General features: G+C 71.0%; 21 protein-coding genes. 6 read left to right on the top strand and 15 right to left on the bottom strand.

The window, feature by feature from the left end; translation table 11 throughout:
* Positions 1-3: 3 nt before the first annotated feature.
* Positions 4-1,281, bottom strand: a complete 1,278-nt coding sequence (locus tag KDK95_RS04455) for a mannosyltransferase family protein (RefSeq protein ID WP_212516695.1) — start codon at positions 1,279-1,281, stop codon at positions 4-6.
* A gap of 174 nt (positions 1,282-1,455) precedes the next feature.
* On the opposite strand from KDK95_RS04455, the gene KDK95_RS04450 reads away from it, so the two are divergent.
* The 3 genes from KDK95_RS04450 to KDK95_RS04440 all read left to right on the top strand — a co-directional run bounded on the left by KDK95_RS04450 (position 1,456) and on the right by KDK95_RS04440 (position 4,639).
* On the top strand, positions 1,456-2,178 hold the full coding sequence (locus KDK95_RS04450; protein ID WP_212516694.1) for a DUF4232 domain-containing protein: 723 nt from the start codon (positions 1,456-1,458) through the stop codon (positions 2,176-2,178).
* A 174-nt stretch (positions 2,179-2,352) separates the two neighbouring features.
* Complete coding sequence (locus KDK95_RS04445) at positions 2,353-3,948, top strand: PucR family transcriptional regulator (RefSeq protein ID WP_212516693.1); 1,596 nt, start codon at positions 2,353-2,355, stop codon at positions 3,946-3,948.
* A 52-nt stretch (positions 3,949-4,000) separates the two neighbouring features.
* Entirely contained in the window at positions 4,001-4,639 is a 639-nt protein-coding gene (locus KDK95_RS04440) for a flavin reductase family protein (protein ID WP_212516692.1), read from the top strand.
* A 46-nt stretch (positions 4,640-4,685) separates the two neighbouring features.
* Here KDK95_RS04440 and KDK95_RS04435 read toward each other — a convergent pair whose 3' ends face one another.
* The 8 genes from KDK95_RS04435 to KDK95_RS04400 form a co-directional block, all read right to left on the bottom strand.
* Positions 4,686-6,224 (bottom strand): NCS1 family nucleobase:cation symporter-1, encoded by a 1,539-nt coding sequence (locus KDK95_RS04435; RefSeq protein ID WP_212516691.1) that lies wholly within the window; start codon positions 6,222-6,224, stop codon positions 4,686-4,688.
* A 28-nt stretch (positions 6,225-6,252) separates the two neighbouring features.
* Positions 6,253-7,263 (bottom strand): TIGR03842 family LLM class F420-dependent oxidoreductase, encoded by a 1,011-nt coding sequence (locus tag KDK95_RS04430; RefSeq protein WP_372463259.1) that lies wholly within the window; start codon positions 7,261-7,263, stop codon positions 6,253-6,255.
* Between the two features lie 16 nt (positions 7,264-7,279).
* Positions 7,280-8,677, bottom strand: coding sequence for a dihydropyrimidinase (gene hydA, locus KDK95_RS04425; protein ID WP_212516689.1), 1,398 nt, complete (start codon positions 8,675-8,677; stop codon positions 7,280-7,282).
* Positions 8,678-8,684: 7 nt separating this feature from the next.
* A complete protein-coding gene (locus KDK95_RS04420; RefSeq protein ID WP_212516688.1) occupies positions 8,685-9,527 on the bottom strand; it encodes a nitrilase-related carbon-nitrogen hydrolase in 843 nt (280 codons plus the stop codon).
* A gap of 245 nt (positions 9,528-9,772) precedes the next feature.
* Positions 9,773-10,672 carry a phosphotransferase family protein gene (locus KDK95_RS04415; RefSeq protein WP_212516687.1) on the bottom strand — a complete coding sequence of 300 codons (900 nt, stop codon included), beginning with the start codon at positions 10,670-10,672 and terminating at the stop codon, positions 9,773-9,775.
* Positions 10,672-11,745, bottom strand: coding sequence for an enoyl-CoA hydratase/isomerase family protein (locus KDK95_RS04410; RefSeq protein ID WP_212516686.1), 1,074 nt, complete (start codon positions 11,743-11,745; stop codon positions 10,672-10,674). Before KDK95_RS04410 ends, KDK95_RS04415 begins: the two co-directional genes overlap by 1 nt.
* 47 nt (positions 11,746-11,792) lie before the next feature.
* Complete coding sequence (locus KDK95_RS04405; protein WP_212516685.1) at positions 11,793-12,857, bottom strand: SIS domain-containing protein; 1,065 nt, start codon at positions 12,855-12,857, stop codon at positions 11,793-11,795.
* A complete protein-coding gene (locus KDK95_RS04400; RefSeq protein WP_212516684.1) occupies positions 12,854-13,849 on the bottom strand; it encodes an ROK family protein in 996 nt (331 codons plus the stop codon). The genes KDK95_RS04405 and KDK95_RS04400 overlap by 4 nt, the downstream gene beginning before the upstream one ends.
* 137 nt (positions 13,850-13,986) lie before the next feature.
* On the opposite strand from KDK95_RS04400, the gene KDK95_RS04395 reads away from it, so the two are divergent.
* Entirely contained in the window at positions 13,987-15,066 is a 1,080-nt protein-coding gene (locus KDK95_RS04395; RefSeq protein ID WP_212516683.1) for a GGDEF domain-containing protein, read from the top strand.
* Between the two features lie 36 nt (positions 15,067-15,102).
* Here the strand turns inward: KDK95_RS04395 and KDK95_RS04390 are convergent, their stop codons facing one another.
* The 4 genes from KDK95_RS04390 to KDK95_RS04375 form a co-directional block, all read right to left on the bottom strand.
* On the bottom strand, positions 15,103-16,353 hold the full coding sequence (locus KDK95_RS04390) for a Dyp-type peroxidase (protein WP_212516682.1): 1,251 nt from the start codon (positions 16,351-16,353) through the stop codon (positions 15,103-15,105).
* Entirely contained in the window at positions 16,346-16,993 is a 648-nt protein-coding gene (locus tag KDK95_RS04385; RefSeq protein ID WP_212516681.1) for an SCO family protein, read from the bottom strand. Before KDK95_RS04385 ends, KDK95_RS04390 begins: the two co-directional genes overlap by 8 nt.
* Before the next feature lie 12 nt (positions 16,994-17,005).
* On the bottom strand, positions 17,006-17,563 hold the full coding sequence (locus tag KDK95_RS04380; RefSeq protein ID WP_212516680.1) for a copper chaperone PCu(A)C: 558 nt from the start codon (positions 17,561-17,563) through the stop codon (positions 17,006-17,008).
* Positions 17,564-17,624: 61 nt separating this feature from the next.
* Positions 17,625-18,272, bottom strand: a complete 648-nt coding sequence (locus KDK95_RS04375) for a hypothetical protein (RefSeq protein WP_212516679.1) — start codon at positions 18,270-18,272, stop codon at positions 17,625-17,627.
* 260 nt (positions 18,273-18,532) lie between these two features.
* Here KDK95_RS04375 and KDK95_RS04370 point away from each other — a divergent pair, with 260 nt between their 5' ends.
* On the top strand, positions 18,533-18,937 hold the full coding sequence (locus KDK95_RS04370) for an MmcQ/YjbR family DNA-binding protein (RefSeq protein WP_212516678.1): 405 nt from the start codon (positions 18,533-18,535) through the stop codon (positions 18,935-18,937).
* A 143-nt stretch (positions 18,938-19,080) separates the two neighbouring features.
* Here the strand turns inward: KDK95_RS04370 and KDK95_RS04365 are convergent, their stop codons facing one another.
* Entirely contained in the window at positions 19,081-21,927 is a 2,847-nt protein-coding gene (locus KDK95_RS04365; RefSeq protein ID WP_212516677.1) for a poly(A) polymerase, read from the bottom strand.
* Positions 21,928-22,325: 398 nt separating this feature from the next.
* On the opposite strand from KDK95_RS04365, the gene KDK95_RS36710 reads away from it, so the two are divergent.
* Complete coding sequence (locus KDK95_RS36710) at positions 22,326-22,457, top strand: hypothetical protein (RefSeq protein WP_282971230.1); 132 nt, start codon at positions 22,326-22,328, stop codon at positions 22,455-22,457.
* Between the two features lie 171 nt (positions 22,458-22,628).
* Here KDK95_RS36710 and KDK95_RS04360 read toward each other — a convergent pair whose 3' ends face one another.
* A complete protein-coding gene (locus KDK95_RS04360; RefSeq protein ID WP_212516676.1) occupies positions 22,629-23,513 on the bottom strand; it encodes an endonuclease/exonuclease/phosphatase family protein in 885 nt (294 codons plus the stop codon).
* Positions 23,514-23,554 lie beyond the last annotated feature (41 nt).

Here is a 23,554-nt window from a genome sequence, read left to right as displayed (position 1 = left end):
CGGCTATCCGGCCCACTTGCCGCTGAGGAACATGTAGGCGATGACGAACATGATCGGCGCGGAGAATGTCAGATACACGGACTTGAACCACGGCCGTCGCACGCACCAGACGCCGAGGATCGCCCACAGCGGCCACCAGCTGAGCGTCTCGCGGTTGACCGAGAGGTAGACGTGCGAGGTGGCGAGCGTGCCGACGGAGAGGCCGACGTACACGAACTCGGCCCAGCGGCGCTTGTAGGCGAGCCAGATCGCGAGGGCGATGCCGATGAAGGTGACGACCAATTCGAGCTGGTACTCCCAGGCGTTCTCGGCGACCATGCCGCGGCCGAACGCGTAGTGCCAGGTGTTGGCGAGGGTGCGCCAGGGGTAGGTCTCGTGCCGGTTCCAGCCGGTGGCCTCGGCGTGCTCCCAGGCGTTCCAGCTGCCCGTCAGCTTGTGCAGGTAGACCATGAAAGCGGCCACCGGCAGCACGGGGAGAACGAGCGGCCAGCCCTTGAGCCAGCCGCGGAGTCCGCCGGGCCGTGATTGCAGGAACAGCACGCCGACGCCGGCGAGGACGAACAGGCCGTTGATGTGGATGGCCGAGCCGACGGCCAGCAGGATTCCGACGCGCAGCCACTTGCCCTGCCTCGCGTAGATCCACGCCCACAGCGCGCAGGCCAGGAACGGCGGCTCGGTGTAGCCGGCGGCCATGAAGACGGCGGCCGGCGCCCAGACGAACAGCAGCAGGCCGTCCCGGGCGGCGGTGCGGACTCCGGTGGCGGACAGGCCGGCGGCCTCGGCCTCCATCGCGATGATCCGCACCAGCGCGAGGCACGCGATGGCGCCGGTGACGAGCGAGATGATCAGGCCGGAGAAGACCCACGAGCGCAGGACGAAGTGGACGACGTACAGGATGATCGGGTAGCCGGGGAAGAACGCGATGGACGCGCCGTGCCGGGCATGCAGCGTGTATCCGTTCGCTGCGATGCCCTGGTAGCGAAGCCAGTCCCAGCGCTGCCAGACCGAGGCGTAGCCGTGCGGCTCCTTGGCCGTGTAGCTGAAGCCGGTCCAGGCCACGGCCCAGGTGATCAGGAGCATCGGCACCCGGGAGAGCAGCCACACCGCGAGCGCGTCGCCCTCCGGGCCGCCGATCCCGAGCCGCGCCCGCCACGGGTCGGCGAACGAGTTCAGCCGCGCCGTCACGCCCGCGAAGCGCGTGGACCGCTCGTCGGCGGCGGCCGGGGGCGCCGCGTCGTGAGCGGGTCGATCAGATTCGAGAAGTCGTACGTCGGAATCCACGGCGGCGAACTTATGCCGTAGAGGTGTCCAGATCCCGAAATGCGCGTGACCGACACCGAAAGAACGTTTAGCGGTACCGCCCCGACCTTGGAAAACTCACGTCAACCGCCGGCGCGTTCGGGCGTCTTTATCAACGGAGGAAGCAGCGAAGATCGAGGTGGGGAGACTTTGATCATGTTCAAGAAGACGATCGCGGCGTGCGCGCTCTCGACGGTGGCTCTGGGCGCGGCCGCGTGCGGAACGGCCCAGGCGGCGCCGCCGTCCGCGAAGGGCGCGACCGCGACGACCGGGAGCGCGACCACGACCGGCGCCGCGGCGAACGGCGGCACGCCGGGCGCCGGCGCTCCGGCGAGCGCATCGGCCGCCGCGACCGCGTCCGCCGCGCCGACGAAGGCCGCGGGCGGCACCACGACCGGCAGCACGGGCGCGTCGAAGAAGTCGACCGTCCCGGCCTGCGACAACGATGATCTGAAGATCTATCCGGGCTACGGCACGCAGAGCCAGCCGCTGCAGGAGGGCGCCGTCGTCTTCAAGAACATCAGCACGCACACATGCACGCTGCAGGGCTATCCGGGCGCTGCGATCGAGGACTCGGGCACGGTGATCAACGCGACCCGCGTGCTCAACGGCGACCGCGGCGACCTGCCGCAGCTGACCAGCCCGCCGCTGGTCACGCTCGCCCCCGGCGGCGTTTCGTACTCCGTCATCGAGTACCTCCTGCACACCGACCAGTCCTGCTACCCGAACGGCACCGGCACGATCGAGATCACGGCGCCGAACACGACGAAGACCATCGCCATCAGCACGGGCGCGCACCTGGGGACGCAGGGCATCTGCTCGGCGTTCGAGGTCAACCCGGTCGTGCCCGGAACCTTCGGCGTCTCGGTCGGCGGCTGAACGCGACCCGGCACGTGCCGGCGCGGGCCGGCACGTGCCTGTCAGACCGCCTGACCATCGGTCCGCGGCGAGCCGACGCCGTGTACCGGAACGACCCGGCGCCGTGTAGCTCACCGGGCAGGCCGCCGGGCAGGTCACCGGCCGCGCGGTCGGAGGCGGATACACTCTCCAGCCATGTTGACGGTGCGTGACGTGCTCGGGCTCGACCTCGTCGCGTCGTTCGGTCCGGAAGTGGTGGCCGGCGCGGCCGGCCTGGACCGGCCGGTGCGCTGGGTGCACGTGGCCGAGGCGCTGGACGTCGGGGTGATGCTCTCCGGCGGCGAGATCGTGCTGACGACCGGCCTGCTGCTGGCCGACGACCCGAAGGCCCAGACCGCGTACATGGAGGCGATGCACGGCGCCGATGTCGCCGCCGTGGTCCTCGGCCTCGGCCGCGCGTTCGCAACCACCCCGCCCGCGCTGCGCAGGGCGGCCGAGCAACGCGGCGTGCCGCTGATCGTCCTGCACCGGCCCGCGCCCTTCGCGAAGTTCACCGAAGAGGTCCATGCGCGACTGCTCAACGAGCGCTTCGCCGCCGTGGACCTGTCCGACCGGCTGCGCTCCGCGCTCGCCGCCCTCAACCTCTCCGGCGCCTCGCTGCAGCGGCTGCTCGACGAGGTGGCGGCCTTCGCCGGCTGCCCGGTCATGCTGGTGAACCTGGCCCAGCGCGTGCTGGCCTCCGCCGGGGACCGCGGCGCCCTCGGCGAGCTGATGCGCGACTGGGACCGCGTCTCCCGGCAGGTCGCCCGGCTCAACGGGAACACCAGCGTCGGCCCGGACGGCTGGATCGGCGCGCCGCTCGAGGCACGCGGCCGCCAGTGGGCCAGGCTACTGCTGTTCGGCTACCGCGGCACCGAGGCCGAGGGCCGGATGATCGCGGACCGCGCGGCCGAGGCGCTGGCCGTGCACCGGCTCGTCGGCGGGGGCGTCGAGTTCGCGCGCGACGGGCTGGAGGGCGAGGCCGCGCAGGCCATGCTCGCCGACCTGGCCTCGGGCTCCGGGCGCCCCGACCAGCTGCTGCCGCGCGTGCGCGCGCTGGGCCTGCCGGTGAACCGGCGCACCCTCGTCCCGCTGATCGTCAGGCCCCTGACCGGCGGCGGCGAGGGTCTTGACCTGCTGTTCCGCCGCGTCCTGGCCGAGGAGGGGCTCGCCGGGCTCGCGGGCTGGACCGGCGAGAGCGCGATAGCGGTACTGGTCAGCCTGCCCCGCGATCAGGACGCCGGCACGGCCGTGAACCGTCTGGTCCTCAAGGCCTGCGAGCACGGGCCGGGCCGCGGCCGGAGGTTCATCGTCGGCGCCGGCTCCGACTGCGTCACCCTCGACCAGCTCCCGCACTCGTTCGCCGAGGCGGTCCACGTCGCGGACGCCGCTTTGGCAGATCCGCCGGCCGGCCCGGTCGCCCGGCTCCGCGACGTGCACCTGCGCGGCCTGGTCCGGCTGCTTCGCGACGAGCCCGAACTCCAGGCCTTCATCGAACGCGAGCTCGGCCCGCTGTTCGCCGAGCAGGAGCTGCTCGACGTGCTGCGGTCGTATCTGCGCACCGGTCGCAACAAGTCGCTCGCCGCGCAGGAGCACCACTTCTCCCGGCCCGCGCTCTACCGCAGGCTGCACAGCATCGAGTCGCTGCTCGACGTCGATCTCGACGACTGGGACCAGCTCGTCTCGCTGTACGTCGCGCTGCTCGCCTATGACGCTCAGCAGTCCTCGGCCTCCGGAGGGGAAAGCGGGTAGCGACGTCCGAATCCCGCCGGTTCGCGACGGTCGACGCAGGCAGAGTGGAGCCATGCATACGACACGGGAACTCAAGGTCTTGTATTTCGGAACGCCCGTCGTGCTGATCAGCACGCGCAACCCGGACGGCACGACGAACATCGCGCCGATGTCCTCGGCCTGGTGGCTGAGCCAGTCGGCCGTGCTGGGCCTGAGCCGGCGGAGCCAGACGGCGATCAACCTGGAGCGCGAGGGCGAGTGCGTGCTCAACCTCGTCCCCTCGACGCACGCCGACGCCGTGGACCGGCTCGCCCTGACGACGGGAGCGAACGTGGTCGCGCCGTACAAGGCGGAGCAGGGCTACCGGAGCGAGAGGGACAAGTTCGGCGTCTCGGGGCTCACCGAGCAGGCCTCCGAGCTCGTCGCGCCGAGCCGGATCGCCGAGTGCCCGATCCAGCTGGAGTGCACGCTCGTCGACTCCCATCCGCTGGACCGCGGCGAGCTCAACTGCTCGGCGTTCGAGGTCAAGGTGCTGCGGGCGCATGTGGAGGAGTCGGTCGTCATCCCCGGCACCCACTACGTCGACCCGGACGCGTGGGATCCGCTGATCATGAAGTTCTGCGAGTTCTACGGCGGCGGGGAGCGGCTGCGGCCGTCGAGGCTCGCGGTCGGCTGGAAGATGCCGCACGCCGCGCGGTCGGCCGTCTCGTAAGACGGCCGACCGCGCGGTGCGGGGGGCCGGAAACCGCGGGCTGCGGCTAGATCTCCTGCCGCTCGGGCGGGACCAGCTTCATCAGCGCCACGTAGAGGACGAGCGCCGAGCCGAGGCCCACCGCCCAGCCGTAGTCGGCCAGCGGCTTCAGGAACGGGATCAAGCCGTCGGCGGGGAACGGGCCCTGCTTCACCCCGTCGGACACCGACGAGTAGGAGCCCCCGATCGCCAGCAGGCCGCCGACGACGAACGCGGTGACTGCGCGCCAGTTCCAGCCTCCGGCGTACCAGTAGCGTCCTCCGGGCTCGTACAGCTCGGGGAGCGCGAGCCTGGTGCGCCGGAGGATCCAGTAGTCGGCGATCAGGATGCCGGCGACCGTGCCGAGCAGTCCGCCGACCGTGTCGAGCCAGGTGAAGATGTAGACGTCGGGGTTCGAGTAGAGCTTCCACGGGAAGATCACGACGCCGATCACGCCGGTGATCAGCGCGCCGCGGCGGAAGTTCACGTGCTTCGGGATCAGGTTGGAGAAGTCGTACGCCGGGCTGACGACGTTCGCCGCGATGTTCACCGACAGCGTCGCGATCAGCACGATGAACAGGCCGACCAGCGTGCCGGCGAGGTTGTCGAGCTTCGTCAGCAGCTCGACCGGGTCCCAGATCGGCGTGCCGAAGATCGCCTGCGAGCCGGACGTGACCAGCACCGCGAGCAGCGAGAAGATCGTCATCGTCGTGGGCAGGCCGAGCGCCTGGCCGCGGGCCTGGGCCCGCTGGCTGCCGCCGAAGCGGGTGAAGTCGGGGATGTTCAGCGAGAGCGTGGACCAGAACCCGATCATGCCCATCAGCGCGGGGAAGAAGACCTTCCAGAAGTCCGAGCCCCAGCCCAGCTTCGAGGGCTGATGCAGCAGCGGGCCGAGGCCGCCGGCCTTCACGCCGACCCAGATGAGCAGGCCGACCGCGCCGACGAGGACGAGCGGCGCGGCCCAGTTCTCGAAGCGGCGCAAGGTGTCCATGCCGCGCACGATCACGACGACCTGGATCACCCAGAACACGGCGAAGGAGAGCCACTGCGTCCACGGCTCGCCGCCGATCGCGCTCGCGTTCGCCCACCAGGAGCCGAACGCCTTGCCGCCGAGGGCGTAGATCGCGCCTCCGCCGATCCACGTCTGGATGCCGAACCAGACGCAGGCGACCAGGGCCCGGATCAGGGCAGGCAGGTTCGCTCCGCGCAGGCCGAACGAGGCGCGCGCGAAGACCGGGAACGGGATTCCGTAGCGGGTGCCGGCGTGCCCGTTCAGGATGACCGGGACGAGCACGACGACGTTCGCGATGGCGATGGTCAGGACGGACTGCTTCCAGTCCATGCCGAGCGCGACCAGCCCGGACGCGAGCGTCCAGGTCGCGATGTTGTGCGACATACCGACCCAGAGCGCGAGGAAGTTGTACGTGTTCCAGCGGCGCTTGGCGATGGGGACCGGCGTCAGGTCGGGATTGGCGAAGCGGGTGTCGTCCAGCAGGACGTCCGCGGCCAGTTCTATTCGGCCGTCGTCGGCCGTGACGATGGAGGGCGGTGGGGCGGTTGTGGACATCGGGGAAAGCCACCTCACGTTTCGGTCGTCAACTGAATGTCGGAATGACAGCATCCGCATAGCGCTCGATCGTGTCGTCGATCGCGTCGTGCATGGCGTAGACCGCGAACTGGTCCACGCCGAGCGCCTTGAGCTGTTCGAGCTTCGCGATGTGCGCCTCGGCCGGGCCGACGAGGCAGAAGCGCTCGACGATCTCGTCCGGCACGAACGCGGTGTCCGGGTTCCCGGCGCGGCCGTGGTGGCTGTAGTCGTACTTCTCCCGGGCCTTGATGTACGTGGTCAGCTCCGCCGGCACCATGCCGGAGGTCTCGCCGTAGCGGGAGACGAGGTCGGCGACGTGGTTGCCGACCATCCCGCCGAACCAGCGGCACTGGTCGAGGGCGTGCGCGTATCCCTCGGCACTGCCGTCGGTCACGTACGCGGGCGCCGCGACGCACACCTTGACGCTCGCCGGGTCGCGGCCCGCGTCCGCGGCGGCCTTGCGCACGGCCTTGACCATCCACTCCGTCAGGAACGGATCGGCCAACTGGAGGATGTAGCCGTCGGCCTGGCGTCCCGTCAGTTCGAGCGCCTTGGGCCCGTAGGCGGCCATCCAGATCGGCAGGCTGCCGTCCTTGATCCACGGGATGCGCATGCTGGTCCCGCCGAACTCGGCCTCGCGGCCCTCGGCGAGGTCCTTGATGACGCGCATCGCCTCGGCGAGCAGCCCGAGCGTGGCCGGCTTGCGTCCGGCGACGCGCATCGCCGAGTCGCCGCGGCCGATTCCGCAGATCGTGCGGTTGCCGTACATGTCGTTGAGCGTGGCGAAGGTCGAGGCGGTCACCTCCCAGGTGCGCGTGCCCGGGTTGGTCACCATCGGCCCGACGACCAGCCGCCCGGTGTGCTCGAGGATGCGGCTGTAGATGACGAACGGCTCCTGCCAGAGCACGGCCGAGTCGAAGGTCCAGCCGTGTGTGAAGCCCAGCTGCTCGGCGCGCACCATCCGGTCCACGAGCGTCGCGGCGGGCGGGTCGTTCTGCAGAACCAGACCGAAGTCCATCATCGGCTCCCTACTCCTACGTGAGGTACTGGCAGGTCGAGCGAGGGGTGAAGCGGCCGTCGCCGGCGTGCCCGAGGTACTTCCCGTCGTCGATGATCACCCGGCCGCGGGAGAGCACGGTCCTGGAGTGCCCGGCGACGGTCCTGCCCTCGTACGCGGAGTAGTCGACGTTCATGTGGTGCGTGGCGGCGGACATCGTGTACGCGCCCCGCGGGTCGTAGAGCACGATGTCGGCGTCCGCGCCGGGCGCGATCGTGCCCTTCTTCGGGTAGAGACCGAACATCCGGGCCGGGGTCGCGCAGGCCAGCTCGATCCAGCGGCGGCGGCTGATGTGCCCGTCGACGACGGCCTGGTGCAGCAGGTCCATCCGGTTCTCGACGCCGGGCATCCCGTTGGGGATCTTGGAGAAGTCGCCGCGGCCGAGCTCCTTCTGCCCGACGAAGCAGAACGGACAGTGGTCGGTGGAGATGACGGACAGGTCGTCGCCGCGCAATGCCCGCCACAGCGATTCCTGGTGCTCGGCCGGCCGCAGCGGCGTGGAGCAGACGTACTTCGCGCCCTCGAAGTCGGGGCGGGCAAGGTCGTCGGTCGAACAGAACAGGTACTGCGGACAGGTCTCGCCGAACACGTTGAGCCCCATGTCGCGGGCCCTGGTCAGCTCGGCGACGGCCTCGGCGGCCGAGACGTGCACGACGTAGAGCGGCGCCCCGGCGACCCGCGCGAGCTGGATGGCCCGGTAGGTCGCCTCGGACTCGAGCAGGGCCTTGCGGACCTCGCCGTGGTAGCGCGGATCGGTCTTGCCCTGCGCGAGGGCCTGCTCGACGAGCACGTCGATCGCGATGCCGTTCTCGGCGTGCATCATGATCAGGCCGCCGTTCTCGGCGCCGCGCTGCATGGCCCGAAGGATCTTGCCGTCGTCGCTGTAGAACACGCCGGGGTAGGCCATGAACAGCTTGAAGCTGGTGACGCCCTCGCCGACGAGAACGTCCATCTCCTTGAGGGAGTCCTCGGTGACGTCGGCGAGGATCATGTGGAACGCGTAGTCGATTGCGCAATTCCCCTCGGCCTTCGCGTGCCACGTGTCGAGCCCCTCGCGCAGCGACTTGCCGACCGATTGCACCGCGAAGTCGACGATCGTGGTCGTGCCGCCCCAGGCCGCCGCGCGCGAGCCGGTCTCGAAGGTGTCCGAGGCCGCGGTGCCGCCGAACGGAAGCTCCATGTGCGTGTGCGCGTCGACGCCGCCCGGGATCACGTACAGCCCGGTCGCGTCGAGCACCGTGTCGGCGGTCCAGCCGTCAGCCACCGCGCTCCCGGTCGCCGCGATCGCCGCGACCGTCTCCCCGTCGATCAGCACGTCGGCGTTCAGCTCGTCCGACGCCGTGACGACGAGCCCGTTCTTGATCAGAGTGCGCATCTTCGGGTCACGCCTCCGTCAGCGGGCCGTAGGCCTCCGGGCGCCGGTCGCGGTAGAAGGCCCACTGCTGGCGCACCTGCTCGATGAGCCCCATGTCGAGGTCGCGCACGACGAGCTCCTCGACCTTGTCCGAGGCCACGTCGCCGACGAACTGACCGCGCGGATCCACGAAGTAGCTGGTCCCGTAGAAGTCGTTGTCGCCGTACTCCTCGACGCCGACCCGGTTGATCGCCGCCACGAAGTACTCGTTGGCGACGGCGGCCGCCGGCTGCTCCAGCTGCCACAGGTACGCCGAGAGCCCCCGGCTCGTCGCCGAGGGGTTGTAGACGATCTCCGCGCCGTGCAGCCCCAGCGCCCGCCAGCCCTCGGGGAAGTGCCGGTCGTAGCAGATGTAGACGCCGACCTTGCCGACCGCCGTGTCGAACACCGGCCAGCCGAGGTTGCCCGGCTTGAAGTAGTACTTCTCCCAGAAACCCTTGACCTGCGGAATGTGGTGCTTGCGGTACTTGCCGAGATAGCTGCCGTCGGCGTCGATCACGGCGGCCGTGTTGTAGTAGAAGCCGGCCGACTCCAGCTCGTAGACCGGCAGCACGATCACGATCCCGAGCTCCTTCGCGAGCGCCTGGAACCGCCGCGTCGTCGGCCCCTCCGGCACCGCCTCCGCCCACCGGTAGTGCTCCGCCTCCTGCACCTGGCAGAAGTAGGGTGCGTTGAACACCTCCTGGAACCCGATGATCTGCGCCCCCTGCGCGGCGGCCTCCCGCGTCGCCTTCTCGTGCGCCGCGCTCATCGACTCGGAATCTCCGGTCCACGCGGTCTGGAACAGCGCTGCTCGTACCACTCGGCTCATCGCGTCGTCACTCCTTGGCAGTACTCGGGGCGGGGAGCGGGGTTGGAATGCTTGAACAGTAGGAGAACGCCGGGAACGCATCGAGTGCCGCGCTGTAACGCCCTGACCAGTCGGACGTTCCACGATGTCACGCCCGGTACCCGAATGATTACAAGTGTCACCGCCGCGAGAACCCGCCGTGAAATCATTGTTTCGCTTCCCCGCCGAATCGGCGCGACGACACGCGCCACTGCCGACCGGGATCGTCAGAGCCGGCGCAGGACCGCCTGCACGAGTTCTTCGACGCGCCCGGTCATCCCGCCCACATCGACTCGCGCCCGGCCGTCGACCTGGACCGGGATGAACTGCTGCCACGAGTCGTCGTATGAAGCGATGGCGTACAGATCCCACCAAGGATCGACGCGGCGCCCGGCGCGTCGCTCGTACGCCGTGCGAAACCGCTCGGCCCAGTCTGCGCCGAACAGCACGGCCAGGTTCAGCCGGCAGTGTCCGGCGTCGATATCCGGCGGGCCCGACGCGGCGGAGCCCCAGTCCACCACGCCGGTGAGCCGCCCGCGCGACCAGAGCAGATTGAAGTGCTGGAAGTCCCGGTGGATGAAGCGCGGCTCGGCGGGAGGAGCGGCCTCATTGAGCACGCGCGCCAACTCGCGCCACAGCGCCGGCCGCGTCGCGGAAGCCGGCACGGCGAGCCGGGAAGGGTCGATCCACCGTTCATACGCGGGCGCCTCGATCGGCGCTTCGTGGATACGCGCCGCCACGTCCGCGATCTGCCCCAGCCAATGGCCGGGATCGGCGGGAGCCAGATCCGCCCGCCCGGCCACTCGCGTCATCAGAACCGACGGATGCCCACCGGCCTCGGCACCGGTGGCGCTCACCGCGAGCAGCCGGGGCGCCGGCAGGCCCGCCTCCCCCGTCTCTGCGAGGATCCGGGCCTCCCGGGCGACGTCGCCGTCCCCGTGCTGCTCGTATTGCCGCAGCACCACGAATTCCCGCCGCCCGGACAGCGCCCGCTCGACGGTCAGCCGATGAACCGCCGCGACGATGCCCCCCGTCAACCGCCGTGCGTTCACGACCCGCCCGCCCAGCTCTTCCTCGACCCACGCCAGCGTCGCCGCCGAAGGACCCCTCCGCCGGAATTCCACCATCAGGCGAACAGGCGGCCGAGGTAATTGTGGCGCTCACCTTCCCGTGGCGGACTGAAGTACCGGGCGACCGCGGAGTCCGGGACCTCGGCCAGGGCGGCGGGGACCCAGTGGGGGTCTCGGTCCTTGTCGACGACCTGGGCGCGGATACCCTCGGCGAGGTCGGGCTCGGTGAGGCCGGAGCAGGAGACGAGGAATTCCTGTTCGAGGACGGCCCGCAGATCGGGCAGCTCCCGGGCGCGGCGGACGGCGGCGAGGGTGACCTTGAGGGCGGTCGGGGACTTGGTGAGGATCGTGGCGGCGGTCGCGTTCGCGGCGGGGTCGGGATGCTGCCGGAGGCGGGCGACGATCTCTTCGACGGTGTCCGCGGCGTAGCACTCGTCGATCCACACGCGCTGGTCGGCGAGTTGGGCGGCGGGAACGGGGGCCGTGAAGGACTTGAGGGCGGTGGCGACTTCGTCCGTGGCCAGCGCTTCGGCGAAGGCCGCGAGGTCCTCGGAGGGGATGAAGTGGTCGGCCAGGCCGCAGAGCACTGCGTCGCCCGCCCCGACCGGGGTGCCGGTGAGCGCGAGGTGGGTGCCGAGCTCCCCGGGGGCGCGGGAGAGCAGGTACGTGCCGCCGACGTCGGGGATGAAGCCGATACCGGTCTCGGGCATGGCGACGAGCGAGCGCTCGGTGACGACGCGGACCGAGCCGTGCGCGGAGACGCCGACGCCGCCGCCCATCACGATGCCGTCCATGATCGCGACGTACGGCTTGGGATAGCGCGCGATGGCGAGGTTGAGGATGTACTCGTCACGCCAGAACTCGGCCGCCGCGCGCGGGGAGCCGCTGATCACGGCTTCGCGGACGGCGCGGATGTCGCCGCCCGCGCATAGGCCGCGCTCTCCCGCGCCGGTGATCACGACCGCCTGGACCGACGCGTCCGCCTGCCACGCTTCGAGTGCCTCGCCCATCCGGAGCACCATGGCGTGGGTGAGCGCGTTGATCGCCTTTGGGCGGTTCAACGTGAGGTAGGCGGCGCGGCCTTCAGTGCGCAGCAGTACGGAGTCGTCCGAGGAAGGAGTGATCGCCACGCTTGGGAGGTTACCCGACGGCGCGCGGGCTACGGTCGGCTGCGTGGTCAGTGGGTCAGGGTCACCTTGTTCAGGCCGGTCGGCTCGTCGGGGTCGATGCCGAGGCGGGCGGCGAGGGCCGAGGCGAGTTGCTGGCCGCGGATGGTGGCGAGGATGCATTCGGCCATGCTTCCGAGGGCTGGCCACTCGGCGTCGGCGGCGGGGCCGGTGCCGAACTCGATGACGCGGGCGTCTCGGGCGCTCAGGTCGGAGCGCAGGGCGCGCGTGTCGTCGTCGGCTGGGCCTGAGCCGGCGAGCAGCACGGCCGGGGCGTCGGGACCGCAGACGGCGATGGGGCCGTGGCGGAAGTCGGCGCTGGAGAAGCCGTGCGCCATGACGCCGAGTGTCTCCTGGAGCTTGAGCGCGGTCTCCAGCGCTGCCGGGTAGCAGGCTCCGCGGCCGACGACGGCCAGGCGGCGGTGTTCGGCGAGGCTCTTCGCGACGCGCTCGACGGGCTCCGGGTCGGCGAGGATCGTCGCCGAGGCGGCGGGGATACGGTCGACGTCGGCCTGGAAGCCGGCGGTCTCGCTCTCGTCGGTCAGACCGGCGGCGATGGCGAGGATCGCCAGCATCTGGGAGGTCACGGTCTTCGTCGCGGGAACGGCGAGTTCGGGGCCTGCGTCGAGGCTCACGTGCAGGCGGGCGGCCCGGGCGAGAGCGGAGTCCGGGTCGTTCGTCACGGCCGCGACGGTGGCGCCGCAGGCGGCGTAGCGGGCGGCGATGTCGACGATCTCGGGGGTGCGGCCGGACTGGGAGAGGGCGACGAGCAGCCAGCCGCGGTAGAGCTCGGGCGCCTGCCGGTAGACGGTGACGATGCTCGGGGCGACGAGGCTGGTCGGCAGGCCGGTCCGCTGCTCGATGGCGTAACGGCCGAGCAGCGCCGAGTTGTCGGACGAACCGCGGGCCAGGAACGCCACGCCCTTGACCGGGCCGTCGGGCGCGGCCGCTGCCCGGACCTGGCCGGCGATCGAGTCGAAGCGCGCGGCCAGGCGGGCGAGGACCTGGGGCTGCTCGGCCATCTCGGAGCTCATCGTGGAGCCTGTCTTGGCGCCGGAGCCCATGTTGGTGCTCATACTCTGCATCCTACGGTCGTGAGCTGGGATTTTTCGGATTGCGACGACAGCGCGAGCGCGATGGCGCCGTGCAGTGAGGCGTCTCGGGTGAAGTGAGCGGGAGCGACGCGCGGCGGAAAGGGCAGCGTGTCGGTCAGGCGCTTGCGGATCACGGGGATGATCACGTCGGCCGAGGCCATCATGCCGCCGCCGATGACGACGACCTCCGGGTCGATCAGGGCCGCGATATTCGCGATCGACCTCGCCAGCACGGCGAGCGCGTCGTTCACGATCGTGCGCGCAGCGCTGTCGCTGCCGGTTCGGGCTCGGGCGAAGAGTTCGGCGGTGGTCACGGTCTCGCCCAGGAGCGCGCTCGCGCGTTCGCCGAGGGCGCGGCCGCCGATGATCTCCTCCAGCGGCGCCCCCGCCGAATCCCCATGACGGCCGGCGCCCGGATCGATGTACGCGATCTCGCCGGCGGCCTGGTTCGCACCCGCCAGGACGCGTCCGCCGATCGTCACGGCGGCCGAGACGCCGGTGCCGAGGCTGACGTACAGGCCGGGGTCGGTGCCGCGTAGCGCGCCGAACCTCAGCTCGGCCAGGGCTCCCGCGCGTACGTCGTTGCCGACTGCCGGCGGGCGGTCCAGGCCGAGAAGTCGCTGTACCTCGGCGGCCAGGGCGAGGTCTTCCCAGCCGGGCAGGTTCGGTGTGAGCAGGATCCGGTCGCTCTGCACGATGCCGGGGGCCACTGCGCCGTAGCCCGTGACTGTCACGCCGTAGGTCTCACGGGCTCGGGCTTCCAGGCGGCGGACGGCGTCGGCCGTGCGTTCCAGCGCTTGCCGCGGGCCTCGGTGCGCTTCCGTGTCCAGTCGCTCGCGGTCCAGCAGCGTGCCGTCGGGGCGCGCGAGGGCGGCCTCGATCTTCGTGCCGCCGAAGTCGATGCCGATGGCCGCGACCGCGGCAGCAGCTCCGTCGGCCGCCGTCCCGACGGCCGCCTGTCTCTCCCACTTCATAGTTAGGATCATTTACTAAATCGGTCCCGGCGTCAACGACGGGACGATCACGGCCTGCACGAATCGGAGTGAAATCGCGTCAAACCCGTGACGGGTGTCGCCCTGCGGATCTCACCTTCGTATGATGTGATCGGAGCATGAACGCCGGGGAGGCTGGGCGGCCCGCACGGCGCGGCGAGCCGGGCGAGGCGCGCGACCGGGGCACCGAGCAGTGGGCGGCACGCGACGTCGGGGGCTGGCTGATGATCGCGGCCGGGGTGCTCGTCAGCGGCATCACGGCGCTCTCCGACCTGCGGCACGAACCGTTCCAGCCGACGACGCGGCTGCTCAACTACCTGCTGAGCGGCTTGGCGGTGCTGTTCGGCCTGTTACTGCTGCGCGCCCCCGGCAAGGTGCCGTCCTGGCTGATCAACGTCCTGCCGTCGGTCGCGGCGATCATGGTGTGCATCCCGACGGCCGTGGACAGGTCGCCGAGCCCGCTCGGCCCGCTGCTGCTCACCTGGCCCGTGGCGTTCGCCGCCGCCGTGCTCTCCAAGCGCACGGCCTGGATCACGCTCGGGGTCGTGGCCCTCGCGTTCGGGGTGCTCGCCTCGGCCGCCCGGGGCGTGGACGGGCTGGTGCTGTGGGTGGAGGTGATCGCATCGCTCGCGGTCGTCTGCTGGATGGTGTCGCGGCTGCAGGCCCAGTCGAACCGGCTGCGCGCCGCCCTCGCGAGCCTCGCGCGCACGGATCCGCTCACCGAGCTCGTCAACCGGCGCGGCTTCGACGAGGCCCTGGCCCGTGAGCACTCGCGGCACGTGCGCGGCGGCCCGCCGATGGCCCTGCTGCTCATCGACATCGACCACTTCAAGCAGGTCAACGACTCGTGGGGGCACCAGGTGGGCGATCAGACGCTGCGTCAGCTGGGCGCGCTGCTCAGCGACGGCTTCCGCCCGATGGACGTCATCGGGCGCATCGGCGGCGAGGAGTTCGGCGTGCTGATCCCGGACAGCGACCCCGACCACGCCCTCGCCCGCGCGCAAGAGATCTGCGACGCCGTGCGCACGCAGACGCGCGGGTGGGCGCACCCGATCACGGTGAGCGTGGGCGTCGCGGCGAGTCTCGACACGCAGACGTCGCCGGAGGACCTGTTCGCCCTCGCCGACGCGGGCCTTTACACGGCCAAAGCGCTGGGCCGGGACCGGGTGGGCACCGCGGCGACGCAATCGCCGCGCTGACTCCGCGGCTGCCGCCACCGGGCGCCCACCGCGAAATCACGCACTCTCCAGGAGAGTCTCGCCCAGATACCCTCCTTCCGAACAACCCGGCAGGATCGCGAACAGGCCGCTGGCCTCGTGCCGGATGTAGGTGCTGAGCGTGTCGGCGCCCGCGAGCCGCTGCTGGATCGCGGTGAATCCGCTCGCCGGGTCCCGCTGGTAGGCGAGGAAGTGCAGCCCGGCGTCCGGTGCGCCGTCCGCGCGCCGGCCGTTGTAGTAGCTCAGCGGACGCCGGTAGATCGTCGCGCCGGCGTTCAACTGCGCACTGGCCTGGCGGATGTGCGAGCCGGGCGGGATCAGCAGCGCGCCCTCGGGGCTGAATTTCCCGTAGTCCGGCGCGGTGAACTCGGTGCCGCCGGACAGCGGTGCGCCGGTCGCCTTGTCGCGGCCGATGGCGGCCTCCTGCTGTCCCCGGTCGAGGGCGTCCCACGTATCGAGCAGCATTCTGATCCGCCGGTAGACGAGGTAGGTCCCGCCGCGCATCCAGGCGGGGTCGCCGTCGGCCGGAACGTAAACGGTCCGGTCGAACGCGGCGGTGCCGGGCTTCGGGTTGCCGGTGCCGTCGAGCTGGCCCATCAGGTTGCGCGGGGTCGCCGTCGGACTCGGCATCACGCCGGCCGCCTCGCCGAACCCGTTGACCTGCCAACGCTGGCCGGCCACGGCGGCGGCACTGCGCTGCATGGCCCGCAGCGCGTGCACCGCGACCAGCCCGTCGTTCGCCGCGACGAGCACGACGAGGTCGCCGTTCGACGCGTCGGCGTCCAGATCGTCCCCGAGGAACGTCGGCAGCGGGGTCAGCGCCTCCGGGATCCGGTGGCCGAGGCCGAGCTTGGTGAGCAGCGACGCGCCGACGCCCACGGTCACGGTCAGCGCGCCCGGACCGCGCCCGAGGGCCATCGCGTCGTCGGCGGACGGCAGCGGCTCGCCCGCCATCGTCGCCGCGGCGATCGACGTCCACTCGCGCATCAGCGCACGTAGTTGAGTGGTGGTCGTACCGGGCTTGAGGTCGAAGGCCGTCAGCCAGCCCTGGGCCTGAACCGGCGCCTCGATGCCCGGCTGATGTGTGCCGTAGAACGCGAGTTGCTGGTTGCCGTCAGCCGTCGCGCCCGCGCCGGCGGCGGACTCGCGTCCGAGGACGGCGCCGGCGACGAGACCACCGGCACCGGCCGCTCCGGCGGTTGCGGCCGCGCCCACCACGCCGACCGCACCCGAGTACCCGAACAACGTGCGCCGCGTGATCTCAGCCATCACGGCCCGCCAGCAGCAGCGGGATGTCGTGCTGGAACTCGGGGACGCTCGTGCCGGACGTGTAGAGCAGGTCGCCCTTGCCCTTGGCGTCGAACGCGATGACCTCGGCCCCATGAGTCACGGTGTACTGGCCGTTCGTGTCCCTCGGCGCCTCGAGATCGACGCCGAGAGTGGCCGCCGCGCTCTGGATCTTGCTGAAGTCGCCGGTCAGGCCGATGAACGTCGGGTTGTACTGGCCGAGCCACGTCTTGAGCACGCTCGGCGTGTCGCGCTTCGGGTCGGAGGAGATGAACACGACGTCCACCTGCGCGGCCTGCGCCGCGGTCAGCGTGCGCATGGTCGCTGCGATCGTGGCCATCGTCGTCGGGCAGACGTCCGGGCAGTGCGTGTAGCCGAAGTAGACGAGCGTGACCTTGCCCTTCGTGCCCTCGACCAGGTTGAACTGCTTGCCGGAGGAGTCGGTGAGGGTGACGTCCGGCTTGGCGTACGGCGGGTTGAGCAGGTCGCCGTCGAAGATCGAAGTCGGCGTCGAGTCGACAACGACGCCGGAGGACGCCGAGGACGAGGACGCGCCGCAGGCGCCGACGCTGCCGAGCAGTCCGACGGCGATTGTGGTGGCGAGAATCGTACGAAGCTTCATGGAATCCATCACTCACATTCCGGGCATCGCGGCGGTCTGGGCATCGGAGAGCAACGAGGTGACCGGGACCTTGAGCGTTACGGTGCCCGCGTACTTGAAGCGGAGAGCCAGAACAACCGTTTGGCCTTGCTTGAGAGCCGAGACGGGATTGTCGAGCATGAGGTGGTAGCCGCCAGGGCCCAGTTCGACCGCGCCCTTGGGCGGGACGGACAGGCCGCCGGGGAGGTCGGTCATCGTGCCCGCGTCGGCACCCGTGTCGGACTCCTGCATCAGCGAGGTCTGCGACGCGGGCGTCGAGGTCGCGGACAGCAGCACGTCGCCCGTGCTGCCGACGTCCGTGACGGTGAAGTAAGCGGCCGCGACGTCGGGCGAGGCGGGCTGGGGGATGTAGGCGTCGGTGATCTCGAGTTCGCCGACGGAGGCGGAGCCGCGCGGACCGGAAGCAGCGGCTGCGGTCGTGGCTGTGACTGTGGCTGTGGCCGGATGACCCGGGGTCGAGGACGCGCAGCCGGCGGTCGAAACCGCCATCAGCACGCCGACCCCGGCGATTGCGGGCAGGGAAGAGCGCATGGCGAAGAGCCCCCACGATCAGGAGAGATTCAGGGCTTGAAAAGAGAAGAGGGTGATTCGGTCAGATCGCGCAGATGCGAGAGAACGGCGGGCCGCGACGGGCCACGACCGTGGAGAGCAGCCGGGTGCACCGAGCACGCACGTGGGCGTCGGCGGCCAGCGCAGGACGCCGGAAGTCGGGGACGACGAGCGTGTCCGGCCAGATGAGCAGGAGCAGCGGGGCCGCGAGTACGCCGAGCGTCTGGACCAGCTGGAAGACCGCGGCGTCGCCGTTGCGCAGCCACCACGCGCTCAGCAGTCCGGCGCCCACGTGCGCCGCGATCATGCCGATGCCGCCGTGGCGCATGCCGGAGGCCGGCATGCCGCAGATCCAGGCCGAGGCGGGCAGGACACGTCCGGAGACGAACTCGGACGCGGCGGGCGCGGGCATGGCGGGCGCGGTGGCCGCGGATTGAACCGCGGCGAACAGGTAATGCTGGCCGAGTTCGCCGAGCAGCATCAGCGCCGAGATCGAAAGGACGCCGCGCGGCCGACGGCCGGCCAATGCGTAGCCGGACGCCGTGAGCGCGGCGAAGGCGAGCGCGACGGCCCAGAGCGGTATCGCGTCGCCGGACATCCAGACGTGCCCGGCCACCGAGACTCCCACGCACACGGCAGCGAAGACCGCCGCCCGCGCGCCGCGGAGCTGCCAGCCGGCCCGGGTCGTCATAGTGCGGCCCATCTTTTCAGAGCGCCGATCATCACCGGGCAGCGGGGTGCGGCGCCGAGGCGGCCGACCGTGCCGAGACCGAAACCATCGCCACACGAGCGCCCATCACCACACGAGCGCCGATCATCACCCGGCAGCGGGGTGCGGCGCCGAGGCAGCCGACCGTGCCGAGCTTCCGAATCCATCGCCACACTGGCGCCCATCACCGCCCGGCGGCGGGATGCCGCGCCGAGGCGGCCGACAGTGCCTAAGCTGAGTCCATGGCCACGTGGGAGGACGTACGGCGCATCGCCAACTCACTGCCCGAGGTAACCGAGGGCGAGCACTGGGGATCGACGGCCTGGCGGGTGCGCGGCGCCGTCTTCGTCTGGGAGCGGCCGCTGCGTCCGGCGGACCTCGACGCCTTGGGAGACGCAGCTCCCGCGCCCGGCACAATTCTCGCCGTGCGCGTGCCGGAGGTCGGCGTGCGGGCCGCGCTGATCTCGAGCGAGCCGGAGATCTACTTCACCATCCCGCACTTCGACGGTTATCCGGCGGTCCTCGTCCGGCTCGAGCGGATCGGCCGGGCGGAGCTGGAGGAGCTGATCATCGAGGCCTGGCTCTGCCGGGCACCCAGGCGTCTGGCCAAGCAGTGGGAAGCGGACAACGGGACGGCGGAGCCGTGATCCGCCGGCCCCGTCTCACCCTATTGAGAAGCTCGGCCTCGCGGGATGGGGCACGGACGCGCTCTGAACGCCCGTGTCCCACCACCACTCGCGGATCATACTCACGCAGAAAGTGACACAACCGGACGACCGAATCGTGGACACTAGCGTTCGAACACACCAACAGCGGTCAGCGAACCCACTTCGCCACCCTCGCGCCATTCCACCCGCACGCCGCGCATACCCTTCGCCCAACTCTCGGCGATCTCCGCGAGCTCCCGCCGATCAAGCGGCGTCCGGCCCAGGCCGATCGCATACCGAACCTCGTGCGCATCGGCGGACAGTGGCCGCGGCCAGGCATGAATGGCCGCGGACGAGCTCGCCGCCTCAAGCTGCAGGATCAGGGCACGCATACGTCCACGTACCCGGCCGAGCGCGTCGTCGAGGTCTTTCCCGGGGAGCGCCTCGATGGTGACGAGCGCCCACGCGGCGTGCCGGCGGTGCAGCGGCGGCGGCTCGCACAGCCGCCGAGAAATCTCCTCGAACGGCTGGTCCGTCTGGGTGAGTTCCCAGCCGCGATAGAGCTCCTCGACGAGCAGGTCGCGCGCTGCGGGACCGACCTGCGCGGTACACGAGCGGACGGGGGCGGTCGGGGTCAGGACGCGGACCGGCTCCGGCGTCGGCTCACCGGCTGCGCCGTCGAGCGCGACGGGCCGACGCCAGTCCCACGCCGCCCACTGCGCGAAAAACCCTGCCACGGTCACGTCCGTCCCCCGCGCGACGGTCCGCGCAGCGAGGACAGCCCAAGCGAGGCCCGGCAGCCCGCCGAACGGCGCCGAGTCAAGCCCCCGCGCCTTGGCCCACGTCTTCACCTGCCGCGCGAGCTGGGCGAACGTCGCGGGATCGGCACGGACGACGTCGAGCACGGCTTCCGCGTCGGTCAGAGCGCTGAGCGCGATCGCGGCGGCCTCGGCGTACGCGGGACTACCGCTCGGCACGACGACGAGATCGACGCCGAGGCCGCCGACATCGAGGCGTAGCCCGGGCACCCGCGCGCCGACGACCTGGCGCACGTGGGTAGCCTCGGGCAGCGCGCGCACCAGGCGGCGGCCGATCTCGCCCAAGTCGACCGCGCCGGGGAAGTCGGTGACCAGGTCCACGTCGGCGCCGGGCAGTGCGCATCCCATTCGTCTCGAGCCGACGAGGTGCAGCGCGGCGTCGTCGAGGGCAGCCTGGATGCGTTCGACAATGCGTTGCGCGCTGGCGGAGTCGGTGGCCGGCGGATGTTCCGCCGGGGGCATCGGCTCGTCCAGCCACGTGACCATCCCGGTCCCGAGCTCGACCTCGGCGCGGACGCCCATCGGCTCGTCGCCGCGCCGGGAGAGCAGCGCGAGCTTGCCGACCTCGGCTGTCATCGCGGGCAGCGCGGCGGCACACGATACTGCCACGCGCTCGGGATCCGCCGCGCGGCCGAGCGTGAGGTGTGGCGTGCAGCCGTCCTCGCGGCCACTGCAGTCGGGAAAGTGCTTCTGGAACTCGGCGTGCAGCGCGGTCCAGGGCTCCGAGCCGGCTGCGGCCGGGTCGAGCCAGACGGTTGCGCTGTCCCGGTGGCCGAAGGTCTCGACGCCGGCGAGCCGGGCGGTGAACGGTGCGACGCGCGCGGCAGCTTCGGCAAGCAGTGGCGCGGCGCGCTCGAACTCGTGCTCCGGCACGAAACCGAACAGGACGTTGACGTGCGGAGGCCAGCGCTCGACCTGCGGGTCGTAGCGCTCACGCAGGCCGTTGACCGTCGGCCACAGCTCACGCGGCGGAATCCAGGCCAGCGCGGTACGTGCCGTCGGCGGCGCGAAGAGGCCCGCCTGCTGCCCGGGCCCGGCGGTGTCGGACTGCGTAAGGGTGGCCGTGACACCGAAGTGGTCCGAGGGAAACAGCCCGCGCTCATCCGGCACGTCGCCGACCAGCGACGCGGCCGCCGCGCGCACTCCCCCGCCGCGTGCGCGGAACAGGACTCTGTCGAGGCGGCCGGCCTTTCCCGTCAGCGAACTGACCGCCGCCAAGGGGTTGAGGCCCGGATCGAACGTGGCTGCCTCGTCGTGCCCGCCGCGTGCCTCGGTCCACGCATCGGCGAGTCCGAGCGCGGCAGCGGGTTCGCCTGTCGAGTCGTTGAAGTCCCCCATGACGACCAGATCCGCGTCTATGCCACCGAACGCCGCGGCCAGTTCCGCCAGTTCGGCCATCCGCCGCGACTGCGCGTTCGGTGTGTGATTGCTCGTCAGGTGCGTGGTCGCGACGACGAGCGGTCCGGCCGGACCGGCCACGGTCATCAAAAGCGCGGCCTTGTACGGGCCGAGCACACAGCGGGCTGCCTCGAACACCGGCAACCGGCTCAGCAGGACCAGCCCGTCGTCATCGACCGCCGCCTTCCCGGGGTTCGCCCAGAACGTGTAGCCCGCCCGCACCCACTCCTCGCGCGCGAGCACGGCCAGCAGCGGCCCCTCGACTTCCTGAAGTGCGATCACGTCGGCATCACCAGCGCGGTGGCGGGCGCGCAGGACATCGAGCAGCAGCGGCCGGCGGGCGGCCGTATCGATCCGGTCGGCGTCGTAGCGGTCCCACAGCGTGTTCCACGTCAGGACTCGGATAGCGGAAGGCCCGCTGGCGGTGAGCTCGGCGGACGGCTCAGGCGCCGGACGCCAGGCCTGTGCACGCTCGTCCCAGCGATGCGGCACGCACGCGCGGAACGAGGGCGCGCGCAGCCGCCGCTCGCGGGTGACGCGGCCGGCCCGCGAGGCGTCGATCCGGTCGACTCCGGACTCCCGGTCCCAGACGATCTGCCCGTCGGCCTCGACGAACATGATGCGGTGCCAGGGAATGTCCCCGCCGGGCACGAACGTGGCCAGCGCGACGCGCTTGACGCCGCCCTCGCGCCGACTCACCCCGAACGTGAAGCGCGCGGGATCGAAGCGCGGGTCCCATCGCACCCGGTGGTAGATCTCCTCGCTCGTCCGCATGCCCACCCACTGTAGAGAGCGCCGCCGACAGTCTCGAACGATTTGGACCTCTGTCGAGGTGGACAGTCCCTGACCTGGCCTTTTTCAGAGTCCTGATACCAACGCGATACTGATCTTGCTCACGGGGTCCATCACGGGGCCGCGAGCAAGATCATCCGGGCCGGTCCGGCACCACGCCACCTCGCACGACCATGCCTGACCGGCCACCTTTCCCGGCTTCACGCATCCTTGCAGCTCAGAGTGTTTACATTGACTCAATGCATGGATATGCTGGTATCACCAAGCCGCCAGATGGCGGCTGGGAAACCGAGATCGGAAGCGAGAAAGAAGATGACCGCGAAGACCACCGCGAAGGCGGCGACCCCCGAGGGCGCTGGCGCGCCCGTCCCGTCAAGACGGTGGCGGAGCGGCACGGCCACAGCGTGCAGGTGATGCTGGCCACGTACGCCCACGTCCTCGCGGGCTCGCAGGCCGCCGCGGTGCAGCAGGTCGCGGACCTGATGGCCCAGCGAGCAGCCCAGTCCGCGTGATACCAGCCAGGTACCAGCCGCGGTGGTATCCGGAGGCCGCCCTGGTACCTGGATGCCCGTGATCACGGAAAAGGCCAGTTCAGATGGTACTTCGCTGCACCACGAGTCCACGGATGCCAGGCAGTTCCATACTCGAACGTTTTATCGCCCGCGCGGGTCCCGTTACTTCTCTCAGTCGGGGAGCTCGACGATCAACGGGCGGTGATCGGAGATCGCGGTCTCGGGGGCTTCGAAGGCTCGTACGGCCGAACGGGGGATGCCGGCGGCGAGGACGCGGTCGAGTTGGATGCGCGGATGGTGTGCGGGATACGTCGCGGTCCGGGCCAGGTCGTGCCAGCGGTGCTCGAGCGACGCGCCGGGGCGGCTCAGGCCGGCCGCGAGTTCGCCGCCCGCCAGTACGGCGCGCGGAAGGGGGCCGGCGATGTTGAGGTCGCCGAGCAGCAGGTGGGGGTGCGGCAGGTCGGCGATCCACCGGGTGAACGCGGTGAGCTGCCACAGGTTCCAGACGGGCACGAAGGAGAGGTGCGTCGCGACGACGGTGAGCGGTCCGCGCGGGCCGTCGAGTACCGCGGCGATGGCGACGCGCGCGTGGTCGCGGACCATCGTCAGCCCTCTGCGGCCGACGACACGCAGCGGCATGCCGCCCGGCGCGCCGGCGAATCTGCGCACACGCCAGGCCGTGACCGGGTAGCGCGACAGCAAGGCGATTCCCTGCGATGGGAGGCGCGTCGAGCGATCGGGGCCGGCGGGGCCGTGGACGCTCAGGTCGGGCGCGTGGCTGTCCCGGACCCAGCCGACTTCAGGTATCGACCGTCCGTGGTACGCGGTGGCGTAGCGCCAGTCGGCGGCGCCCATCGCCGACGCGGCGAGCGCGGCCTGGTCGAGGTCGCCGGATCGCGGCTGGAACCGGTCGAGCTCCTGGAGCGCGAGGACGTCGGCGCCGAGCGCCGCGACCGCCTCGACCAGCGGATTCCCGCGGTCGCCGGGGGGACGCCGCGGTCGGCGCGGGTCGGTCACGGGCCGACCGTGGAGCACGTTGAACGTCGCGATGCGCATCGTCGGGATCGTATCCGAACCGGGTGAAATACGTCACTGGG

Source organism: Actinospica acidithermotolerans (assembly GCF_018139625.1).
Lineage (GTDB): Bacteria > Actinomycetota > Actinomycetes > Streptomycetales > Catenulisporaceae > Actinospica > Actinospica acidithermotolerans.
Note: the sequence above shows the minus strand (reverse complement) of the source record. Positions and strands in the feature narration are given on the sequence as shown.

Bases quoted from the DNA above. Each gene is read 5' to 3' on its own strand.
- KDK95_RS04450 (WP_212516694.1), top strand. From the start codon at position 1,456: ATGTTCAAGAAGACGATCGCGGCGTGCGCGCTCTCGACGGTGGCTCTG.
- KDK95_RS04445 (WP_212516693.1), top strand. From the start codon at position 2,353: ATGTTGACGGTGCGTGACGTGCTCGGGCTCGACCTCGTCGCGTCGTTC.
- KDK95_RS04440 (WP_212516692.1), top strand. From the start codon at position 4,001: ATGCATACGACACGGGAACTCAAGGTCTTGTATTTCGGAACGCCCGTC.
- KDK95_RS04435 (WP_212516691.1), bottom strand. From the start codon at position 6,224: ATGTCCACAACCGCCCCACCGCCCTCCATCGTCACGGCCGACGACGGC.
- KDK95_RS04430 (WP_372463259.1), bottom strand. From the start codon at position 7,263: ATGGACTTCGGTCTGGTTCTGCAGAACGACCCGCCCGCCGCGACGCTC.
- hydA (WP_212516689.1), bottom strand. From the start codon at position 8,677: ATGCGCACTCTGATCAAGAACGGGCTCGTCGTCACGGCGTCGGACGAG.
- KDK95_RS04420 (WP_212516688.1), bottom strand. From the start codon at position 9,527: ATGAGCCGAGTGGTACGAGCAGCGCTGTTCCAGACCGCGTGGACCGGA.
- KDK95_RS04415 (WP_212516687.1), bottom strand. From the start codon at position 10,672: ATGGTGGAATTCCGGCGGAGGGGTCCTTCGGCGGCGACGCTGGCGTGG.
- KDK95_RS04405 (WP_212516685.1), bottom strand. From the start codon at position 12,857: ATGAGCACCAACATGGGCTCCGGCGCCAAGACAGGCTCCACGATGAGC.
- KDK95_RS04400 (WP_212516684.1), bottom strand. From the start codon at position 13,849: ATGAAGTGGGAGAGACAGGCGGCCGTCGGGACGGCGGCCGACGGAGCT.
- KDK95_RS04395 (WP_212516683.1), top strand. From the start codon at position 13,987: ATGAACGCCGGGGAGGCTGGGCGGCCCGCACGGCGCGGCGAGCCGGGC.
- KDK95_RS04390 (WP_212516682.1), bottom strand. From the start codon at position 16,353: ATGGCTGAGATCACGCGGCGCACGTTGTTCGGGTACTCGGGTGCGGTC.
- KDK95_RS04385 (WP_212516681.1), bottom strand. From the start codon at position 16,993: ATGAAGCTTCGTACGATTCTCGCCACCACAATCGCCGTCGGACTGCTC.
- KDK95_RS04380 (WP_212516680.1), bottom strand. From the start codon at position 17,563: ATGCGCTCTTCCCTGCCCGCAATCGCCGGGGTCGGCGTGCTGATGGCG.
- KDK95_RS04375 (WP_212516679.1), bottom strand. From the start codon at position 18,272: ATGACGACCCGGGCCGGCTGGCAGCTCCGCGGCGCGCGGGCGGCGGTC.
- KDK95_RS04370 (WP_212516678.1), top strand. From the start codon at position 18,533: ATGGCCACGTGGGAGGACGTACGGCGCATCGCCAACTCACTGCCCGAG.
- KDK95_RS04365 (WP_212516677.1), bottom strand. From the start codon at position 21,927: ATGCGGACGAGCGAGGAGATCTACCACCGGGTGCGATGGGACCCGCGC.
- KDK95_RS04360 (WP_212516676.1), bottom strand. From the start codon at position 23,513: ATGCGCATCGCGACGTTCAACGTGCTCCACGGTCGGCCCGTGACCGAC.